Here is a 20,251-nt window from a genome sequence, read left to right as displayed (position 1 = left end):
TCGGAAAGACGCGGAAAGTCAGGATGTGATCGCGAATGCGCGAAGCGCCTTCCTACACAGAAAGTTGCCAGGATCGTGGAATGAATGCCTTTCGGGCAAGCCCTTGTCCGCATCTTTTCTTTTTCAGCGTCTTTCCGACTTTTCCGCGCTTTCCGCGATGAAAATTACTGTCATTTCAAAATATTATACGACGGCTATGCCGCCCATAGAAAAAGCCCTCCGGCGCGAAACCGGAGGGCTTGATGTATTTCAGACCGTCGAACCGTCTTAGTGAACGGTCTCGACATATTCCTCGGCGAATTCCGCCAGGATGGTCATGCCTTCTTCGTTGACGTCGGCGAAGCCGCCGCGCACCTGGAAGACGCGACGCGTCGCACCATCCAGGATCACCACCGGGCCTTCGGCCAGGGTCGTCATGAAGGGCGCGTGGTGCGCCAGGACGCCGAACTCGCCTTCGGAACCCGGTGCTACGACCTGATCAACGTCACCGCTGTACAGTTCGGCTTCCGGGGTAACCAGAGAGACGTGAAGCTTATCTGTATCGGCCATCCTACTTGCCTTCGCCAGCCAGGCGTTCAGCCTTGGCAATGGCGTCCTCGATGGTACCGACCATGTAGAAGGCGGCTTCCGGCAGGTGGTCGTAGTCACCGTTGCAGATGCCCTTGAAGCCCTTGATGGTGTCTTCGATCGACATCAGCACGCCCGGCGTGCCGGTGAACACTTCGGCGACGTGGAACGGCTGCGACATGAAGCGCGAGATCTTGCGGGCGCGGGCGACCGTCAGCTTGTCTTCTTCCGACAGTTCGTCCATGCCAAGGATGGCGATGATGTCCTTCAGCGCCTTGTACTGCTGCAGGATTTCCTGAACGCGCGTGGCAGTGTCGTAGTGCTCCTGGCCGACGATACGCGGATCGAGGATACGCGAGGTCGAGTCGAGCGGGTCAACAGCCGGATAGATGCCCTGTTCGGCGATCGAACGCGACAGAACGGTCGTGGCGTCAAGGTGGGCGAACGAGGTGGCGGGCGCCGGGTCGGTCAAGTCGTCGGCCGGGACGTACACGGCCTGAACCGAGGTGATCGAGCCCTTGTTGGTCGAGGTGATGCGTTCCTGCAGACGGCCCATTTCGGTGGCCAGGGTCGGCTGATAGCCCACGGCCGAAGGAATACGGCCCAGCAGGGCGGATACTTCGGAACCGGCCTGGGTAAAGCGGAAGATATTGTCGACGAAGAACAGAACGTCCTTGCCTTCGACGTCACGGAAATATTCGGCCTGGGCCAGGCCGGTCAGGGCGACACGGGCGCGGGCGCCGGGAGGCTCGTTCATCTGGCCGTAGACCAGGGTGCAGCGCGAGGTGCCGCCACCGCCGTGCTGGTTCACGTTCGACTCGATCATTTCGTGATACAGGTCGTTGCCTTCGCGGGTACGTTCGCCGACGCCGGCGAACACCGAATAGCCGCCGTAGGCCTTGGCGATGTTGTTGATCAGTTCCTGGATGGTCACGGTCTTGCCGACGCCGGCGCCGCCGAACAGGCCGATCTTGCCGCCCTTGGCGTAGGGGCAGATCAGGTCGACGACCTTGATGCCGGTGACCAGCAGTTCCGCCGAGGTCGCCTGGTCGGCAAAGGCCGGGGCGTCGGCGTGGATCGGGCTGTAGAATTCGGTGACGATCGGACCGGCTTCGTCGATCGGCTCGCCGATGACGTTCATGATGCGGCCGAGCGTGGCCTGGCCGACCGGAACGGTGATCGCGGCGCCCAGGTCCTTCACCGGCTGGCCGCGGACCAGGCCTTCGGTGGCGTCCATGGCGATGGTGCGGACGGTGTTTTCACCGAGATGCTGGGCAACTTCGAGGACCAGGCGGGTGCCCGAAGCCGTGTTGGTGGTTTCCAGCGCGTTGAGGATGGCCGGCAGGGCGCCGTCGAACTCGACGTCGACGACGGCGCCGATGATCTGCGAAACGCGCCCGGTGGCGACCGTGATTTTTTGAATAGCGGACATAATGTTTCCTTACAGGGCTTCGGCACCGGAGATGATTTCGATCAACTCCTTGGTAATCTGGGCCTGACGTGAACGGTTGTATTTGAGGGTGAGCGCGTTGATCATTTCGCCCGCGTTACGCGTGGCGTTGTCCATGGCGCTCATTTGCGAAGCATAGAAACCCGCCATATTTTCGAGCAGGGAGGCCAGGATCTGAACCGACAGGTTGCGCGGCAGCAGAACTTCGAGGATTTCCTCCTCGCTGGGCTCATATTCGTACACAGCGCCGTGGGTATCTTCGACAGCGTTGAGATCGACATCGGCCGGGATCAGGCGTTTGGCGGTCGGAACCTGGCTGATCACCGACTTGAACTGCGAATAGAACAGGGTCACCACATCGGCGCGACCTTCGCTGAACTCGGCAGCGACCTTTTCGGAGATCGGCTTGACGGCTTCCAGGGTCAGGATCTTGTGACCCGACATATCGTAGGATTCGATGATCTTGTCGGCAAAAGACCGCTTCAACTGGTCACGCGACTTGCGGCCGATCGTGATGATACGGACATTGCGACCCGCAGCGATCTGCTCGTTGATATAGTCGCGCGCCGCGCGGACGATGGCGGTGGTGAAACCACCCGCCAGACCACGGTCGGCGGCTGCGACGACAACCAGCTGATTGTGCTGGGAGCCGTTGCCGACCAACATGGCGGGCGCGGAATCGCCGGTGATACCCTTTGCCAGGTTGGCAATGACCGCGGCCATGCGCTTGGCGTAAGGACGGGCATTTTCAGCCCGGTCCTGGGAACGCTTCAGCTTGGCCGCCGCCACCATCTGCATCGCTTTCGTGATCTTCTGCGTGGCTTTCACGCTTCCGATCTGATTGCGCATGTCTTTCAAGCTAGCCATGGAGTGTTATTCTTTCCTGGCTCTTAGGCGAAGCTGGCGGTGAAATCGGATACGACGGTCTTCAGCTTGTCTTCCAGATCGGCCGAGAGGGCCTTCTGGTCGCGGATGGCCGACAGAAGGTCGACGTGACGCGTGCGCAGCAGGGACAGCAGTTCCTTTTCGTAGCGCTTGACGTCGGCAACGCCGACCTTGTCAAGATAGCCACGGGTACCGGCATAGATCACGCAGACCTGCTCTTCGACCTTCAGCGGCGAATATTGCGGCTGCTTCAGCAGTTCGGTCAGGCGCGCACCACGGGCCAGCAGGCGCTGGGTGGCGGCGTCGAGGTCCGAACCGAACTTGGCGAAGGCAGCCATTTCGCGATACTGGGCCAGGTCGCCCTTGATGGCGCCGGCAACCTGCTTCATCGCCTTGATCTGGGCCGACGAACCGACGCGCGACACCGACAGGCCGACGTTGACGGCCGGACGGATGCCCTGGAAGAACAGGTCGGTTTCGAGGAAGATCTGGCCGTCGGTGATCGAGATCACGTTGGTCGGGATATAGGCCGACACGTCGTTGGCCTGGGTTTCGATGATCGGCAGGGCGGTCAGCGAGCCCGAGCCGTTTTCTTCGTTCAGCTTGGCGGCGCGTTCCAGCAGGCGGGAGTGAAGGTAGAAGACGTCGCCCGGATAGGCTTCGCGGCCCGGCGGACGGCGCAGCAGCAGCGACATCTGGCGGTAGGCGACGGCTTGCTTGGACAGATCGTCATAGATGATCAGGGCGTGCATGCCATTGTCGCGGAACCATTCACCCATGGCGCAACCGCCGAACGGGGCCAGGTATTGCAGCGGCGCCGGTTCCGACGCGGTGGCGGCGACGACGATGGTGTATTCCAGGGCGCCGTTTTCTTCCAGGGCCTTGACGATCTGGGCGACGGTCGAGCGCTTCTGGCCGATGGCGACGTAGATGCAGTACAGCTTGGCCTTCTCGTCGTCGCCGGCGTTGATCGCCTTTTGGTTCAGAATGGCGTCGATGGCGACAGCGGTCTTGCCAGTCTGACGGTCACCGATGATCAGTTCGCGCTGGCCGCGGCCGACGGGGATGAGGGTGTCGATGGCCTTGATGCCGGTCTGCACGGGCTCGTGCACCGACTTGCGCGGGATGATGCCCGGCGCCTTGACGTCGACGCGGCGGCGTTCCGTGGAAACGATCGGGCCCTTGCCGTCGATCGGCTCACCCAGCGGGTTGACGACGCGGCCCAGCAGGCCCTTGCCGACCGGCACGTCGACGATTTCGCCGAGGCGGCGGACTTCGTCGCCTTCCTTGATCTCGCGGTCTTCACCGAAGATAACGACGCCGACATTGTCCTTTTCCAGGTTCAGGGCCATGCCCTTCACGCCGGCCTTGGGGAACAGCACCATTTCACCGGCCTGGACCTTGTCGAGGCCGTAGACGCGGGCGATACCGTCGCCGACCGACAGGACCTGGCCTACGTCGGAAACGTCGGCTTCTTCACCGAAACCAGCAATTTGAGCTTTGAGAATGGCCGAGATTTCGGCAGCGCGAATATCCATGAGTGTTACGCTCTCTTAAGGGCGAATTTAAGGGAATCAAGTTTGGTCTTGAGCGAAGCGTCGAAGAGACGCGAGCCTACGCGAACTTTCAGTCCGCCCAGGATGGCCGGATCGACATGGGTGGCGATCTCGGCGGTTTGACCCAATGCCTGGGCCAGAGTGGTTTTCAGCGACGCCAGCTGCGCATCCGTCAGGGCGACGGCGGAGGTGACCTCGGCGCTGACGACACCGGTATGGGCGGCGTAGCGCTTGTTGAAGGCGGTGATGAGGGCAAACAGCTGGTTCAGGCGGCCATTGGCGGCCATGACACCCAGCAGCTTCTTCGTCAGATCGTTCAGCTTCAGCGACTTGGCGACGGCCAGCAGGCCGGCAAGCTTGACGTCGGACTTGTAGACCAGCGACGAAACGAAGGTCCGCAGCTCCTTGCTCGACAGCAGCAGCGCCTTCAGCGCCGCCATGTCGCCATGCACCTTGTCCAGCGCCTTGGTGTCCAGGGCGAGGTCGAAGGCGGCACGGGCATAACGCTCGCCGGCTTCCGTTTCTCGAAATTGATCGTTCACTTTGAGGTCCGTTAAAGGTCTTAAAATTAGGCGGGCACAGGATCACGGGCGCGGTTCGCAGCGCCTCCCCAGCCTCGGGCCGCGCGTCACTTAGCATAGGGCTTGGTGCATCGCAACCCAAAGACCGCCGCAAAACCGCCCTATTGCCGCGCCCTTGCGATTCCGTTCGCGCGCCTTATCTGCGTGGGGTATGTAACTCGGGAACAGAAGTCAGATGCAATCCATTGGAGCCCTGCTGGTCGATCCGGCCGCCTATGCCGCCCTGATCACCCTCGTGGTCATGGAGGTCGTTCTGGGCATCGACAATCTGATCTTCATCTCGATCCTGACCAACAAGCTTCCTGAAGCCATGCGGGCCCGGGCGCGTGCTGTGGGCCTGGGCGGCGCGCTGATCATGCGCATCTTGCTCCTGTTCACCCTGTCCAGCCTGGCGTCACTGAAAGACCCGGTGTTTCACGCCTTCAATCACGGTTTTTCATGGCGCGACCTGATCCTGATCGCCGGTGGCCTGTTCCTGGTTTACAAGGCGACCAGCGAAATCCAGCACGCCACCGACCATAAGGACGACGAGGGTGACAAAAAGCCGCAGGGCCGGTCGATGGGCTTTACCGCGGCGATTATCCAGATCTTGGTGCTCGACCTCGTGTTCTCGATCGATAGTATCCTGACCGCCGTCGGCATGACCGATCACCTGCCGATCATGATCGTATCGGTGCTGATCGCGGTCGCCCTGATGTTCGTCGCCTCGGGTCCGATCTCGGCTTTTATCGGCCGCCATCCGTCGATCGTTATGCTGGCCCTGGGCTTCCTGCTGATGATCGGCATGGTGCTGATCGGCGAAGGCTTCGGCGCCCATATCGACAAGGGCTATATCTACGCCGCCATGGCCTTTGGCGGCTTTGTCGAAGCGCTGCAGATGTTCGCCCGACGCAAACAGGACAAGCGCTAGGCTTGGCACTAGCAAAGCCTTAATCCTGCCCGTGCTAGCCTCCTGCCATCCTAAGCAGAAGGCTGAAGGCATATGGACAGTACCATCCTCACCAATTCCGGTGCACCGCTGATCACGCCGTGGTCGGCCCGCGGCATGTCGAACGAAAAATTCCTGGCGCTGCAAAAGGCCGACGCGCATAAACGCGAGTTGCAGGCCGACGTCGCAAAGGCGATGGACAGTCCATCCTTCAAGGTCAAGAACGACACCAAGAACCGCATTCGCCAAAAGCTCCAGGAAATCGCCAAGCGGCTGAAAATCCTGAAGAAGCTGTTTGCCGGCAATCCGAAGGAAATGGCCAAGGCCCTGAAAGGGGTGTTCAAGGAACTGCGGGCTGCGCTCAAGGAATACAAGGCGGCGATGAAGGACGAGATGGGTATGAGCGCCTCGGCGGCCGCAGGCGTTGTTCCGCCGGAAGCCGCGACCGCCGATGCGTCCATGGCACAGGCTGACACTTCGGATAAGAAAGAGGCCAAGGACGGCGAAGACGCGGCCAAGGATGATACGGATGAGGCCAGGACGGAAACGACCGAAGCCGACGGCGCCAAAACCGATGCGGACGCAACCCAGAAAGACGGCGCCCCGGACGACGGGACGAAGACCAATTCGGGCGACCCGACAGAGACTGCCAAGCCGACGGGCACCGTATCCTATGGCGAGGTGGTCGGCGCCATGCGCCAGTCCATCGGTGAGGATGGCATGAAGTTCGTCAAGGAACTGGTCGAATTCGTCAAGACGATCGAAGACAAGCTGCTCACTCCGGCCCGCAACCAGATGAAGATGCAAAAGCCGAACAAGGATATGGATAAGGCCTTCGAGGAAGTCGAGAAGGAGCTGAAAGAGCTTAAGCAAGACATGCAGGACATGCAGGACGACATCAAGAAAGACGTGCCTACCGTCGGCATGCGCCTCGATATCGCCGCATGACCCGCAGCCACCTCACAGGTGGCGCTGAAAATCCATGGTTTGGTGAAGTATTCGGGCGACATTTATGCCGTCACCCGACAGGCGATAAAATATCATATGTGACCCGCAGACGGCCTTGATGTAGCCGTGACGAATGTCGTCGCAGGCTCGACCTCGGTCCGGCCGTTCCGCCAGCAGATACATTTCCGCATTCAACTTGCGGATATAGTCGTGGGCGGCGGCCACGCCCCAATTTTTACGGCTATAGCGCCATATTTTCTTTAGGTCTTGCCGCGCTACCGATGAGACAATGAGATTTCCCACCCTTATTCAGCCGTATCGTCTCTTTCCATCTCCACAAGAAATTGCTCGACATCGAATGGCGTAGACGGCCCACTCTCTTCCGCCTCGATCAGTGCTGCCCGGAGAACGCTCAGCTTGGTCTCTTCGGCCTCCAGCAAACGCAGGCCGGCGCGAATAACATCACTGGCTGAGCTGTAGCGCCCTTCCGCCACCTGAGCGTCGACAAAGCTGGCGAAATGATCGCCCAGAGCGAACGATGTATTCTTGCCCATGCCAGTTCTCTCCTAAAACAGGCCTCCGTTACCAAAGCTTGGTATATCACAGAAAACTGTACGGGTCGATATCGACGACCAGCCGCACGGCATTGGGACGTTTGATCGCCGCCAGCCAGTGCGCCACAAAGGCCTGGAGATCGCGATTGCGGTCGGCCCGAACCAGGAACCGTTTGCGCCATTGTCCGCGCACCAGGGCCAGGGGCGCATCGGCTGGGCCATAGACGTCGACACCGTCGGTATTGGGAATGAACAGCGCCAGTTCGCGGGCAAACCGGTTGAGCAGGTTCTGGTCCTGCGACGACAGGATCAGCGCCGCCAGTCGGCCGAATGGCGGGAACCGCGCGATCTCTCGGTTCATGCTTTCATACATGTAGAAGGCTTCGCGATCCTGATGCGCCAGGGCCTGCATGACAGGATGTTCCGGGCTATAGGTCTGCAACAGCGCCTTGCCGGGTTTCAGCTTGCGCCCCGCCCGTCCCGTCGCCTGTTGCAACAGCTGGAAAGTGCGTTCCGCCGCGCGCAGATCGCCGCCCTTCAGGCCCAAATCGGCGTCAACCACCCCCACCAGGGTCAAGTTAGGGAAGTTGTGGCCCTTGGCCGCCGCCTGGGTGGCGATGACGATATCGATATCGTGGTCCTCGATGCGGCGGATCAGGTCAGCCGAACGCGCCGCATCGGGCACCGTGTCGGAGCTGAAGACCTCCGCCCGCGCCTGCGGGAAACGCGCCTGTACCTCTTCCAGAATGCGCTCGACCCCAGGACCGACCGCGACCAGGCTGTCGACCGCGCCACAATGTGGGCACAGCTTCGGCTTGCGCATCGAAAATCCGGTCAGGTGGCAGACCAGGCGCCCGGAGCTGCGATGTTCGACCAGCCAGGAATCGGTATTGGGCGCGCTCATCTTCTCGCCGCACGCCTTGCACAGCACCAAGGGCGCATAGCCGCGGCGATTGAGGAACAACATGACTTGCTCCTGGCGCTCCAGGGTCGCTTCGATCTCGGCGACCATCACATCCGACAGCCAATAGCCCTTGTCCGGCGCGTGTTCCTTCATGTCGATCAGCGCCATCTCCGGCATGACCGCCGAGCCATGGCGCTGTTCCAGCCTGATCCACTGATAACGCCCCTTGTCGGCATTGGTCAGGGTCTCCAGCGACGGCGTCGCCGAGGCCAGGATAACCATTGCGACGTCCATCCGGGCGCGAAACACGGCCAGGTCGCGGGCGTGGTAGCGCACGCCGTCTTCCTGCTTGTACGAGCTGTCGTGCTCCTCATCGACAACGATCAGGCCGAGCCGCTGATAGGGCAGGAACAAAGCCGAACGGGCCCCCACCACCAGCCGCACCTTGCCGGTCGCGACGCCTTCCCAGATCCGCCGTCGCGAGCCATTGGAAATGTTAGCGTGCCACTGCGCCACCTCGCAACCGAAACGCGCCTGCAACCGGCCCATGACCGCCTGGGTCAGGGCGATTTCGGGTAGCAGGACCAGGACCTGGGCTTGCGGATCGTCACGCAAGGCGTCGGCGACGCTTTCGAGGTAGACTTCGGTCTTGCCCGATCCGGTCACCCCGTCGAGCAGGACCGGCGCGAAACCGTGCTTCGCCTGTTCCATGCGCAGCAACTGGTGCGCCGCGTCCTGACCCGGGCTCAGACGCGCCGGGGCAAAATCGGGATCGGGTTGCGGAAAACGATCGTCGGCGGCCATATCGACCTTTTCGAGCACACCTTCCTTTTCAAGCGCCGTCACCACGCCGGGCGACACGCCGGCGGCAAAGGCCAGTTCGCCAAGGGCCATGGGCAGGATGGCGGTTTCCAGCACGCGTTCGCGCGCTTTCGTCATGCGCTGTGGTGGTTGTTCGGTCCTGACATAGCCCTGGCGTATCTGGGCGCGGGCAATTTTCAGCGCCCGTACGCAGCCGCCGAGGAAGATACCGGGGGGAGTCAGGGTCCAGTTGGCCGCCCACAGCCAGAAATGCAGGCTGGCCTCCGGCACCGGCGGATCGTCCAGCCGCGCCAGCACGGCCTTCAGCGGCCCGTCGATATCGCTGTCCTGAACGATGCCGATGACCAGACCGCGCACCTTGGCGTGACCCAGCGGTACCGTGACGTGGTCGCCGGGGCTAAGCGCCATGCCGTCGGGGACAATATAGTCCAATGCCTCGGCCATCGGCGCCATCACGACGACCTTGGCGACCGCCTGAGGCGGAACTATGGTTAAGGATTCGCGGAAAAGGGACAGGGAATGCGTGGACGGACTCATTCATAAACCCCTAACACGAAAAGCGTCGGTTTGTCACAAACAGCGGGGGAAAAGCGCTTCACAGATGCTCGCTTCGGCCTTAAGGTGCGCTCAACTGACCAAAAAAGAGACGCCGGCAATTAGCATGAGTACCGAAGGCGGAGTGACCTCGCTCGATATTGACAACTGGCAGGCCCTGCGCCGCCATCTTGTTAAGCATGCTGACGACATCGCCCGCGACACGGCGCTACTCGATGCCCTTGGCTTGCAGCCCAAGTCGCGCCACCTGATCGATTTCGGCCCGGCCGCCCTCGCCCGCCTCGAAGCCCGCGCCTTGAAGGATTTCGACGTCCGGCGCCAGCTCGAAATGACCGCCAAGGCCAATTTCGACGCCCAGAGCCAGACCCACGGCATGATTCTGTCGCTGCTTGAAGCGCGCAACCATGCCGACCTGGCCCGCCGCCTCCACGATGAAGCGCGCAGCCGCTTCGGCCTTATCGCCGCCTCGGTCGCCCTGGAAGACACCGCACCCGTGCCGCTGGGCTGGAAGACGCTCGACTACGGCGGCGTCGACTATATTGTCGGCGAAACCGGTCTTAGCCTGCTCGGTCCTGAAGGCGTGTGCCGCGTCCTGTTCGACGACGACGTCAAGCGCATCAAGTCGGCCGCTGTCCTGCGCATCGCCCTATGGCGTGAAGGCCGTCCTGGCCTGGTCGCCTTCGGTTCTTCCGATTTCGACGGCTTCTCACCTGAAATGGGCGCCGAACTGGTCGCGTTTGTCGCCCGCGTGGTCGAAAGAGTTGCCGAGCGCTGGCCGGTTTTGGATTAGAATCAATTCTTTACGCCTTCTGCGTCAGAACCTGACTCCAATGTGGCCTGCCACCCGAAGCCATGGGCGAAGGGTGGTGAACAAAAAGGTAACCTTTCGGCCTTAAATTGCCGCAAAGTCTTCCTATATATGGTTTCAACGGCAACGCTTATCGCCCTTGAGGTCTCCCTCCCCAAAGCCCCCCAAGGTTTTTGGAGGCGAAGCCCTCTCACCACGCCTTCCTGATCCGCAAGGAAAGGGGAGGGGGACCACCCGGCGGTCAGGGGACAGAGATAACGGAGCCATCATGACTCTCGATGATGCGCGTGTAGCGTGGCTTGGCTGGTTAAAAAGCCAGAAGCGTTGTTCGCCGCGCACGCTCGAAGCCTACGCCCATGCCTTTCGTTATTATGCCGCACACTTGCAAGGTCAGGTGGATAGCAGCCTCACGCTCGACGACATCACGCAGGTAACTTCGACCGATTTGCGCGGTTGGATGGCCCATATGCGCGCCAAAGACCCGCCTCTGTCGGCGCGGTCGCTGGCCCAGCACCTGTCGGCGATCAAATCCTTTCACGTCTATCTCGACCTGCACCTCGACAGGGCCAATGCCCAGGTCGCCATGATGCGCGGGCCACGCCTGAAAGCCACCCTGCCCCGCCCGCTCAACGAGGACCAGGCGCTGGGACTGCTCAACGAAACGCGGATGGACAGCGACCGCGAGGACTGGGAAAACGCCCGCGACGAGGCTGTCTATCTGTTGCTCTACGGCCTGGGCCTGCGCATTTCCGAAGCTTTGTCCCTGACGGTTGGCGAAACGCCGCTGGGCGAGAGCTTGCGTATCACCGGCAAGGGCAACAAGATGCGCAGCCTGCCGGTGCTCGACGCCGTTCGCGACGCCGTCGAAACCTACAAGCAGCAGCAACCCTTTACACTGAAGCCGCAAGACCGCCTGTTCCGCGCCAAACGCGGCGGCGACCTGTCGCCGCGCCACGTCCAGGCCAGCGTCCAGAATCTGCGCTCGCGGCTGGGCCTGTCCGACCGCGCCACGCCTCACGCCCTGCGCCATAGCTTCGCCACCCATCTGCTCGGTTCCGGCGCCGATCTGCGCTCGATTCAGGAATTGCTCGGTCACGCATCGTTGTCGACGACCCAAAAATATACCCAGGTTGATGCTGAACGGCTTCTCAGCGCCTATGCGTCAGCCCATCCCAAGGGTTGATCGACGCTTTGTCGTGTTCACTGTTCCACTATGCCGTAAGAAGTTTTGAAACACGAATGAACACGAATGGGCACGAATAAGACGCTTGCTAACGCTGCGCGGGCTGGCAAAGCCGACGGCTTCTTGTCGACATTGTCGTGTCTTGCTCAAACCTTGGGGCATCTAATGCGCCGCCGCGCGCAGCGCATTTCATGACCAGCCGCAGTTCAGGACAAGGAACATTAAGCACCAGCCGATTAGGTACGCCGCGCAGCGTTAGCAAGCGTCTTATTCGTGCCCATTCGTGTCCATTCGTGTTTCAAACCTTCTTCAACGACCGTTACCGACATGCAAAGCTACCGAAATAATACCGACAACCTCCTTCGCTGAAGAAAACGTCACCATGCCCCTTTCCCGCCGCGCCTTCCTGGCCCTGACGAACGCCGCCATCGCCGCGCCAGTCGGGGCTGCACCCGTCGGCGCCCAGACTGTCACCCCCAAGGCCGGCCAGGGCTGGTGGGTGTTCGATCCCCCGGCCGACAGCTTCGATCCAGCTGCGCGCCTCGACCTGCGCTATCTCAACGAAGCCACAGCCGGCGACCACGGCTTTATCCGCGCTGCCCCCGATGGCGAAAGCTTTGTCCGCGGTGACGGCGAGGCCATCCGTTTCTGGGGCGGCACCATCAACGGTGACGGCGATCGCGCCCAGATCGACCGCCACGCCCGCTTCCTGGCCAAACGCGGCGTCAATATGGCGCGCTGGCACGGTAATCTGGCTCCGGCCGATCGCAACGATTCCCAGCTCAACGATGTCAACGAAACCTCGCTCGACCAGGTCTTCTACGTCGTCGCGGCCATGAAAAAACAGGGCATCTATACGACGATTTCGCCCTACTGGGCCTTTTTCGAGCACCTGCACGACGATAAGGGCGCGCGCCGCTTTCCCAACTGGCCCGTTCCCCGCGACCCTAAGGCCGATACCACCGCAGCCCTGTTGTTCTTCGATCCGGTTATGATTGCCGCCTATAAGGGGTGGATCACGTCACTGTTCACGCGCACCAACCCCTATTCCGGCATCGCCCTGAAGGATGATCCGGCCGTCGCCATATTCCAGATCCAGAACGAAGACTCGCTGCTGTTCTGGACACTCAATGGCCTGGCCGGCGCCGATCGCGCCCTGCTGGAACACCAGTTCGGCGACTGGCTGAGTGCGCGCTACGGCGTGCCCCAAACCGACACCAGCCTGCCTAATCTCTACGACCTGACGCAGCCTGAACCCGCCGATGGCGACCGCGCCCGCCGTCTGGCCGATGTGACCGAATTCCTCACACAGACCATGCGGCGCTTCAATGCCGATATCGTCGATTTCCTGCGCAAAGACCTCGGTGTGAAATGCCTGATCAATGCCGGCAACTGGCGCACCGCCGATACGACCCGGCTGAACGATGCCGAACGCTACGGCTACACGCCGGGCGAGGTCCTGGCCGTCAACCGCTACGTCACCGGTCACCACGATGGCGGCGACACGTCCGGTTGGGCCGTCAAGACCGGCGACCGCTTTACCGATGTCTCGACCCTGACCGAAATCGACAAGTTCCCGCTGGCCATCAAGCAGGTCGCCGGCCATACCATGTTGGTCACGGAATCGCTATGGGTGCCGCCAACCGGCTTTGAGAGCGAAGGCCCGTTCCTGATCTCGGCCCTCCAATCGCTGAACGGCGTCAATGGCTATTACTGGTTTTCGCTGGGTGCAGCAGGCCAGTGGGAACAGCCGCACAGCGCCAACGGATACCTTCCCTCGATCAGCAAATGGTCGGCCAATTCTCCGATGATCCTGGGCCAGTTTCCGGCCGCTGCCCTGATGTACCGCCTGGGCTATGTCGCCCCCAACACGACGCCGGCTGTGACCGAGCATCGCAGTCCGGACGACCTATGGCATCGCCGTGTCCCGCTGATCGCCGAAGAAAGCGGCTTCGACCCCAATCGCGACGCCCAGCCGCCCACGGTCGCCGACCACAGCGAGCACACCCTCTCCCCCCTCGCCTTCCTGATCGGTCCCGTCCGCATCTCCTATGACGACGGCCCGGACACCGTAGCCGACCTCAGCGCCCATATCGACGCTAGCAAGACGACCGTCACCGACCTGAGCGGCGCCCTGACCTGGAATTATGGCGACGGGATTGCGACCATCGATACGCCGCGCGCCCAAGGCGTCACCGGCTTTCTGAGCAAGCACGGTGTCTTTCATCTGACGGACTGCGATATCGTCTCAACCAACCTCTATGCCGCTGTCCTGGTGGTCAGTCTCGATGGCCTGCCCCTGCGCGCCAGCCGCAAGGTCCTGGTCCAGATCGGCACTCAGGCCCGTCCGACCGGGTGGAGCGACCGCCCAGCCACCTGGACCGCCGATGGCGAGAACGTCTCCGGCCGTGAGATCGTCGACCACGGCCGCGCACCATGGCTGATCGCCGACAGCCATATCCAGATCCGCCTTGCCAACCCGGCCCTCGCAAAAGCTACCGCACTCGATGGTAACGGTATGGCGACCGGCAGCGCCAAAACACATCGTGACGGTCAAATGCTCGTCATCGAGCTGCCGGCGGACTGCCTGTATGTGATCCTGGAAGCCTGAACACGAGCTGGCTGTGCAAGGCGGACTCGGTCGCGCTTGACAGTGACAATCAAATATGCCAAGTTTACTTTGCATATTGCCAAACAAACTGGGCGCTCTCGCTTACATGCGCCTTCATCCAGGAGAAGCAGGCATGTCCACGCACCGTCAAGCCCGACCGCGCCTCTATGTATTGCTCGTGGCGCTTTGCGCCTTGCCCAGCATCGTGGTTTTCGCCGCGTTTCCTTGGCTTAAGCAACAACCGCTCGATTTGCTTCTTCTTGTCACCGGGATCGCCGGAATTCTGACGATCCTGGCAAGTCTTGCGCTCCAGCTTTTGCACGATCGTTCGATGGATGAATGGGAAAAAAGTAATTCGCGGTTTTCGAGCCATTGGGGAGACTCGATAGGCACATCTTTGGTGGCGCTGCTTCTCACCGTACCCCCAGGCCGTGAATGGATCGTCTCTGTGGTGGCGGGCTGGGCCGGCGTGCCGAGTCCAGATGCGAAACTTGTATATCTCGCCTTCGCGTTCGGCTTCGGGGCACTCGTCATAGCACGGGTTGTGTGCATGGCCGTCGTGAGCATTGGTTGGACGTTCTGGAAGTCACGCCCCGCGCAGGCATCTTCATGAAAGACAAGACCAGGTCTTCATGAAAAACAAGATCAGAGTACTGCGCGCTGAGCGCCGATGGAGCCAGGCGGAGCTGGCGACGCTGGTGGGTGTGTCTCGCAACTCCATCATCTCGATTGAGAATGGGCACTTCGACCCCTCACTGTCACTGGCCTTCGCCATCGCCGACGCGTTCGACAGCAAGATCGAAGACGTTTTCGAACGCGACTTGCCGAAGCGCGAGCCCTGACGGGCGCGACCCTATTTCCTGTCGGTCGTGATGGTAATTTGCAGGGTCGGCTTATAGACTGCCTGGAACAGAACGCGAACATGCGCATAGGCCTCGGCGCCGCCACAGATCGCCTCTTCATCGAGAGTTGCGTCGTCCTTGGGCTCCGGCTCGCCGGCTTCTTCGTCACCCGTGCCATTGATCAGGGCAGCGAGGTCGACGGATTCGCCACTCTCGGAATCTGTCGCGACGTCACCGAATCCGGCCAGTATCTGGCGCATCATATCTTCGGCGTCGAGTGCGTCCTTGATCCCGGTCAGACATTGCCGGCTCTGCGCCACGGCGGCGGCATCCAACCCGTCAAGCGCACCGAACCAGTAGTCCGTATCGTGGATCAGGTTGACCAGTTTCACCGCGGCGACCTCTTCCGGCGTCGGCTTGACCCAGTCGTTCATGTATTTCTTCGACAGATCGGCCCTGGGGTGTTTTTTCTGATAGGCCTGACGCGCTGCTGCGACCCGACCGGTATAGTCAAGATAGATCTGCTTTTGCGCCGGCGGCGCCGAGTCGAGATTGTCTCGTCCAGCCACCAGGCTCAGGGCATAGGCCCATTTGTCACGCCCATCACCGGTTGCAGCCTTTAGATACAGGTCCGTCATCGGCGCAGTCAAAGCCGGTTCGACCAAGGGCACAAACTGCTGCGCCCGGGCCAGGGCCGCCGGCCGGTCGACCGGGGGCGGCGCGTCGTCTTTCTTCTTGGCGATCGCCGGCACGGCGACCAGCATAAGCGCCGCAGCAACAAAAAGACTTCGCATGATATTCCCCCCAAATGATATCGAACCGTTTTTTCCAACCGGTCCGAGTCATATCATCGATTACACAGACTTAAGTCAAGGATGCGCCTTGACCAGCGCCACATAGGCATCGAACTGATCCGGTGTGCCGCAAGCCGCCGCCCCCGTCACACCCCCGTACGGTTCCGACAGGTCGCGGTTCAACGTCGTTTCAGCATCATAGGTGATATAGTCACGCAAAAGCCGGATGGCCATCGGATGCTCGCTGAGCAGCTGGACCTCGAGCCCGGCAGCCTTGCGGACCGCGTAGACGCAATGCGCCGCCACGCGGATCATAGTCGCATCGAGGACGGGCGCCTTGACCATGCCCATCAGCGAATCGCCCCCCGAATACATGTGGTTGTCGATCATGGCGGTCGTCGGGCGGACAAATTTGTTGATGCGCATCTTATGGGTCCGGCTGGACGCATAACCCAGCCAATAGTCCGCCAGGTAGGCTGCTTCATAACGCTGGACAGCTTCACCTTCGGCCTTGGTCACTTTCAGCTTCCTGCGCCAGTTGACCCGCGTATGATTGTCGTCCGGATGGGCGCTGGTATATTGCGCCACTGGCTCGGCAATTCGGGCATCCAGCGCCTCGATGGTGGCGATATCGTCCTCGGTCACGTCGGCATCGGCCTGACGGCCGGCAAACAGGGCCAGACCCATGGTCAGCATATCGGTGGCGTCGTGGCGTTCGGCCTTATCGTACAGCTCGCGCATCGGCCGTACCAGGGCTGCCGTCACATAGGGCGCCGCCGCTACGATCTTGTTGTCCTGAGTGTTTGCCGCCTGGGCCTCCCCGGCCACCAAGCTCAGAACCGCAAACAGCGCACCATAACGCATGGCATTCCCCCCAATGATTCAGGCCGGCGCTCACGCACCGGCCTGTCCATAGTATCACTCCGGCGGCTTTTGTTAAGCCTGCATGATCCAGTTTTCGACGCCCATGGCGGCCTGGCGCACGGCTTCCGATCGCGTCGGGTGCGGATGGCAGATGCGCGCCAGGTCTTCCGAAGCGCCCGAAAATGCCATCAAAACGCAGGCCTCGCCGATCATTTCGCCGACCTGCGGACCCATCATATGGACGCCCAGCACCTTGTCGGTCTTGGCATCGGCGATGAATTTCACAAAGCCGTCCGTCTCGTGGTTGATCTTGGCGCGGCTGTTGGCCATGAAGGGGAACTTGCCAGTCTTGTAGGCGACGCCCGAGGCCTTGACCTGCTCTTCGGTCTGGCCGACCCAGGCGACTTCCGGCGAGGTATAGACGACCGACGGGACCAGGTTGTAGTCGACATGGCCCGCCTTGCCGGCGATCAGTTCGATACAGGCGACCGCGTCTTCCTCGGCCTTGTGGGCCAGCATCGGCCCCAGGATGACGTCGCCGATCGCCCACACACCCGGTGCGGCCGTCTTGAAATGGTTGGTCGGGATAAAGCCGCGGGCGTCGGTCGTGACACCGACCGCTTCCAGCCCGAGCCCCTTGGTGAAGGGACGGCGGCCGATCGCCACCAGCACGACATCGGCCGTGACCTTCTCGGCATTGCCGCCGGCCGCCGCTTCCAGCGTCAGTTCGACACCGCGCGGGCCGGTCTTGGCCGAGGTCACCTTGGTGCCCAGCTTGAAGCTGACGCCCTGCTTTTCCAGCGAACGCCGGAAGGCCGTGGCCAGTTCCGTATCCATGCCCGGCGTGATGCGGTCGAGGAATTCGACCACCGTCACCTGGGCGCCCAGGCGACGCCACACCGAACCCAGTTCCAGGCCGATAATGCCGGCGCCGACGACGACCAGCGATTTCGGCACGGCCGACAGCGACAGGGCGCCGGTAGAGTCGACGACCTGCTTCTGGTCGATATCGACACCCGGCAGCGGGGTCGGTTCGGAGCCCGTGGCGATGACGATGTTGCGCGTGACCAGGGTCTGGGTCGAGCCGTCATTGGCGGTGACCGTGACGCGGTTCTGGCCGGCGATGGTGCCGCGGCCGATGAAATAGGTCACCTTGTTCTTCTTCATCAGGAACTCGACACCCTTGGTCAGGGCGGTGACGCTGTCCTGCTTGGCCTTCATCATCTGGATCAGGTTGAGCTTCGGCGCCGGCACATCGATGCCGATATTGGCGAACTCGTGACCCGCCTGCTCGAACAGTTCCGAAGCGTGCAGCAGGGCCTTTGACGGCATGCAGCCGACGTTCAGGCAGGTCCCGCCCAGCACGCCGCGCAATTCGACGATGGCCGTCTTCAGCCCCAGCTGGCCGGCGCGGATAGCGGCATTGTAACCGCCCGGTCCGCCGCCAATGATCACCACGTCGAAATTGAGGTCGTCAGCCATGAGAAAGCCCTTCCCGCTCAAGGATAATTTGCTGCCCGTGAGTTAGGTGCCCATGGCCATTTGGTCAAGCCAATTACGGTAAATGCACCATATTTTTGGCTTTGCCTCCGCTCCAGCTGCGATACGCAGCCTGGCAAGGGCGACCGCCCGCCGCGCACGTTTGCGCGAGCCATGCGGCGTTTGAGCTCTCCTATGTCAATGCGCCCGAGAGCTTCAACTGAGGACGGCCGCGCGAAACATAGATGAGGAATCCGAGCATCAAAGCCACCAGGGTCAGCACATAGCGCGGATCCCATCCCGACAGGACCTCGACAATCTTGCCGTAGACGCTGCCGCCATTATTGCCGTTGGTAATGTAGGTCAGGATGAGGTCGGCGATAAAGCCCAGTATGTAGATAAAGGCGGCGCGCAAGTTGCCGTTGGCATGCAACCAGGCAGCAACCAGATACAGCAGGATAACCGCGCCCCACAGCCCAATCACGGGTGTATTATGCGTCTGGATGGCTTCTACGGCGGTATCGCCCTGGATCGAATCCATGGTCACGGCCGTTCCGACGTCTGCCGGCCCATCGAAGCCGCCGGAATAGTCGCTGCTGTCCATGGTGCGGCTGGCGATGGTCGGCTCACCGGCCGGCGGGAACAGGAAAGATTTCACCACCGGAAAGGCGATCCAGGCCGTGTAGGCCACAACGATCGCCACCAGAAACCAGCGCACATATTTCATAATCCCGTCCCTCGGCTTCAGCTTCATGCCAAAAAGTGGACGCCACTTTTTAACATGAAGCGTTCAAAACATTTAGAGCAGAACGACGACCCTATCTAAGTCATTCTGCTCCAATGGTTAACGCCATGGTAACCGATAGATCGTCGGCCGTCAAAATTTCCCGGGGGTGTCAAGGCAGGCTACTCTATCGAACGACCCCACCTGGCCTTATTTGTCCTTCAAATCCTCGGCAGTAGGATCGGACAGCGGCGCCAGCACGGCTGCCGGATTGTCCTTCAACTCTCCGAGCCGACCCAGATGTCCACTGGCGAAATCGGCGGTCTCGGTGAAGAAATCCTTGCCGCCGCATGCCGCAATACCCTGGCTATAGGACAGGCGATAGACGCGTACCGTCTTTTCCTGGACGGTCGCGAACTGTTCGGGTGTCAGCTTGGTTTCGGCAATATCGACCGTCTGCGCCTTCTTCATGCGGGCGAAGGCAAAGGCCGACTCGACGCAGCTGGTCGATGCATTGACCACATTAGGCCGCAGGATCAGGTCCTGGTTCAGGTTGAATTCGCTGTCCGACGACGGGCCGTCCGGAACGAAGAAGGCCGAGGTGCCCTGCGCCGGATCAGCGCTGATCGGCAAGTTCTGGTTGAACTGTTCGGTATTCTTCTTGCGGCCGGCGTGCTTGGCCAGATAGATCCAGAACTCCGGCTGGTCCAGCATCGCGTCCTCGTCGAAGGTGATATCGAACTTGTCGCTCTTGCTGATGTACAGGTCCAGCATGGCGCGGAAGCCGCGCTTCAACTGCTCGCGCTCGTCCTTCGGCATCTGTTGCGATACCGACTCCCGGCCCAGTTCCAGCGCCAGGCCATAGATCAGCATCTTGTCTGGATGGTTGACATCGGCCTTGCGAAGCAGGTCGAGCAACGGCGTCGTCATCGCCTGGCGGACATAATCCTGGCCCTTGACCGCATCAGCCGCGGTAAAATTGGACTTATTGTTCAGCTCACGCTTGCGCGTTGCCGCGTCGGCCACGCCCCCGGTCGCCAAGGGCGTCACCAGGGCCGCCACCAATACGCAGGCCAGAATCTTCGAAAACTTCACGGAACGCCCCCTGAGAATTATATATTTTTGATAGTCTAATTCATCTGACAAATGTTCGCCATAGTAAAAAAGCCCGCAAGCTTATGACTTGCGGGCTTTTG

20 protein-coding genes are annotated in these 20,251 nt (G+C 61.2%); 7 read left to right on the top strand and 13 right to left on the bottom strand.

The features are described from left to right. Positions 1-267: 267 nt before the first annotated feature. From AC1DXO_RS13530 to atpH, 5 genes are read right to left on the bottom strand one after another with little or no spacing between them, the layout of a single operon-like run. Complete coding sequence (locus AC1DXO_RS13530; RefSeq protein WP_476978690.1) at positions 268-549, bottom strand: ATP synthase F1 subunit epsilon; 282 nt, start codon at positions 547-549, stop codon at positions 268-270. A 1-nt stretch (position 550) separates the two neighbouring features. Next, positions 551-1,999, bottom strand: coding sequence for a F0F1 ATP synthase subunit beta (gene atpD / locus AC1DXO_RS13525; protein ID WP_476978689.1), 1,449 nt, complete (start codon positions 1,997-1,999; stop codon positions 551-553). Positions 2,000-2,008: 9 nt separating this feature from the next. Beyond that, positions 2,009-2,884 carry a F0F1 ATP synthase subunit gamma gene (locus AC1DXO_RS13520; protein WP_476978688.1) on the bottom strand — a complete coding sequence of 292 codons (876 nt, stop codon included), beginning with the start codon at positions 2,882-2,884 and terminating at the stop codon, positions 2,009-2,011. 23 nt (positions 2,885-2,907) lie between these two features. After that, on the bottom strand, positions 2,908-4,440 hold the full coding sequence (gene atpA, locus AC1DXO_RS13515) for a F0F1 ATP synthase subunit alpha (RefSeq protein WP_476978687.1): 1,533 nt from the start codon (positions 4,438-4,440) through the stop codon (positions 2,908-2,910). Positions 4,441-4,445: 5 nt separating this feature from the next. Continuing rightward, entirely contained in the window at positions 4,446-5,000 is a 555-nt protein-coding gene (gene atpH / locus AC1DXO_RS13510) for an ATP synthase F1 subunit delta (protein WP_476978686.1), read from the bottom strand. A gap of 214 nt (positions 5,001-5,214) precedes the next feature. Between atpH and AC1DXO_RS13505 the strand changes: the two genes are divergently transcribed. Further along, positions 5,215-5,949: a TerC family protein gene (locus AC1DXO_RS13505; RefSeq protein ID WP_476978685.1), complete on the top strand. Its 735-nt coding sequence runs from the start codon at positions 5,215-5,217 to the stop codon at positions 5,947-5,949. 72 nt (positions 5,950-6,021) lie between these two features. Then, a complete protein-coding gene (locus tag AC1DXO_RS13500) occupies positions 6,022-6,915 on the top strand; it encodes a hypothetical protein (protein ID WP_476978684.1) in 894 nt (297 codons plus the stop codon). Positions 6,916-6,927: 12 nt separating this feature from the next. On the opposite strand, the gene AC1DXO_RS13495 is transcribed toward AC1DXO_RS13500, so the two are convergent. From AC1DXO_RS13495 to AC1DXO_RS13485, 3 genes are read right to left on the bottom strand one after another with little or no spacing between them, the layout of a single operon-like run. Further along, positions 6,928-7,218: a type II toxin-antitoxin system RelE/ParE family toxin gene (locus tag AC1DXO_RS13495; protein WP_476978683.1), complete on the bottom strand. Its 291-nt coding sequence runs from the start codon at positions 7,216-7,218 to the stop codon at positions 6,928-6,930. Between the two features lie 2 nt (positions 7,219-7,220). Then, the gene (locus tag AC1DXO_RS13490; protein WP_476978682.1) at positions 7,221-7,469 is read right to left on the bottom strand and encodes a type II toxin-antitoxin system ParD family antitoxin; all 249 of its coding nucleotides are present in this window, start codon (positions 7,467-7,469) and stop codon (positions 7,221-7,223) included. Between the two features lie 46 nt (positions 7,470-7,515). Next, complete coding sequence (locus tag AC1DXO_RS13485; RefSeq protein ID WP_476978681.1) at positions 7,516-9,732, bottom strand: primosomal protein N'; 2,217 nt, start codon at positions 9,730-9,732, stop codon at positions 7,516-7,518. A gap of 124 nt (positions 9,733-9,856) precedes the next feature. On the opposite strand from AC1DXO_RS13485, the gene AC1DXO_RS13480 reads away from it, so the two are divergent. From AC1DXO_RS13480 to AC1DXO_RS13460, 5 genes are all read left to right on the top strand, one after another. Beyond that, the gene (locus AC1DXO_RS13480; RefSeq protein WP_476978680.1) at positions 9,857-10,540 is read left to right on the top strand and encodes a DUF484 family protein; all 684 of its coding nucleotides are present in this window, start codon (positions 9,857-9,859) and stop codon (positions 10,538-10,540) included. Positions 10,541-10,826: 286 nt separating this feature from the next. After that, positions 10,827-11,741, top strand: coding sequence for a tyrosine recombinase XerC (locus tag AC1DXO_RS13475; protein WP_476978679.1), 915 nt, complete (start codon positions 10,827-10,829; stop codon positions 11,739-11,741). A gap of 382 nt (positions 11,742-12,123) precedes the next feature. Continuing rightward, positions 12,124-14,352, top strand: coding sequence for a hypothetical protein (locus tag AC1DXO_RS13470; protein WP_476978678.1), 2,229 nt, complete (start codon positions 12,124-12,126; stop codon positions 14,350-14,352). A gap of 133 nt (positions 14,353-14,485) precedes the next feature. Next, positions 14,486-14,965, top strand: coding sequence for a hypothetical protein (locus AC1DXO_RS13465; RefSeq protein ID WP_476978677.1), 480 nt, complete (start codon positions 14,486-14,488; stop codon positions 14,963-14,965). 19 nt (positions 14,966-14,984) lie between these two features. Further along, positions 14,985-15,194, top strand: coding sequence for a helix-turn-helix transcriptional regulator (locus AC1DXO_RS13460; RefSeq protein WP_476978676.1), 210 nt, complete (start codon positions 14,985-14,987; stop codon positions 15,192-15,194). 11 nt (positions 15,195-15,205) lie between these two features. Here AC1DXO_RS13460 and AC1DXO_RS13455 read toward each other — a convergent pair whose 3' ends face one another. The 5 genes from AC1DXO_RS13455 to AC1DXO_RS13435 all read right to left on the bottom strand — a co-directional run bounded on the left by AC1DXO_RS13455 (position 15,206) and on the right by AC1DXO_RS13435 (position 20,150). Continuing rightward, on the bottom strand, positions 15,206-15,988 hold the full coding sequence (locus AC1DXO_RS13455) for a hypothetical protein (RefSeq protein ID WP_476978675.1): 783 nt from the start codon (positions 15,986-15,988) through the stop codon (positions 15,206-15,208). A 75-nt stretch (positions 15,989-16,063) separates the two neighbouring features. After that, positions 16,064-16,852: a hypothetical protein gene (locus AC1DXO_RS13450; protein WP_476978674.1), complete on the bottom strand. Its 789-nt coding sequence runs from the start codon at positions 16,850-16,852 to the stop codon at positions 16,064-16,066. Positions 16,853-16,924: 72 nt separating this feature from the next. Continuing rightward, positions 16,925-18,334: a dihydrolipoyl dehydrogenase gene (gene lpdA, locus AC1DXO_RS13445; protein ID WP_476978673.1), complete on the bottom strand. Its 1,410-nt coding sequence runs from the start codon at positions 18,332-18,334 to the stop codon at positions 16,925-16,927. Positions 18,335-18,524: 190 nt separating this feature from the next. After that, positions 18,525-19,058 carry a hypothetical protein gene (locus AC1DXO_RS13440; RefSeq protein WP_476978672.1) on the bottom strand — a complete coding sequence of 178 codons (534 nt, stop codon included), beginning with the start codon at positions 19,056-19,058 and terminating at the stop codon, positions 18,525-18,527. 207 nt (positions 19,059-19,265) lie between these two features. Further along, complete coding sequence (locus AC1DXO_RS13435; RefSeq protein ID WP_476978671.1) at positions 19,266-20,150, bottom strand: hypothetical protein; 885 nt, start codon at positions 20,148-20,150, stop codon at positions 19,266-19,268. Between the last annotated feature and the right edge of the window lie 101 nt (positions 20,151-20,251).

It is taken from the genome of Asticcacaulis sp. P2_C5 (assembly GCF_056404555.1).
The sequence above is the reverse complement of the archived record's forward strand: the minus strand, read 5'-3'. Positions and strand labels throughout refer to the sequence as shown.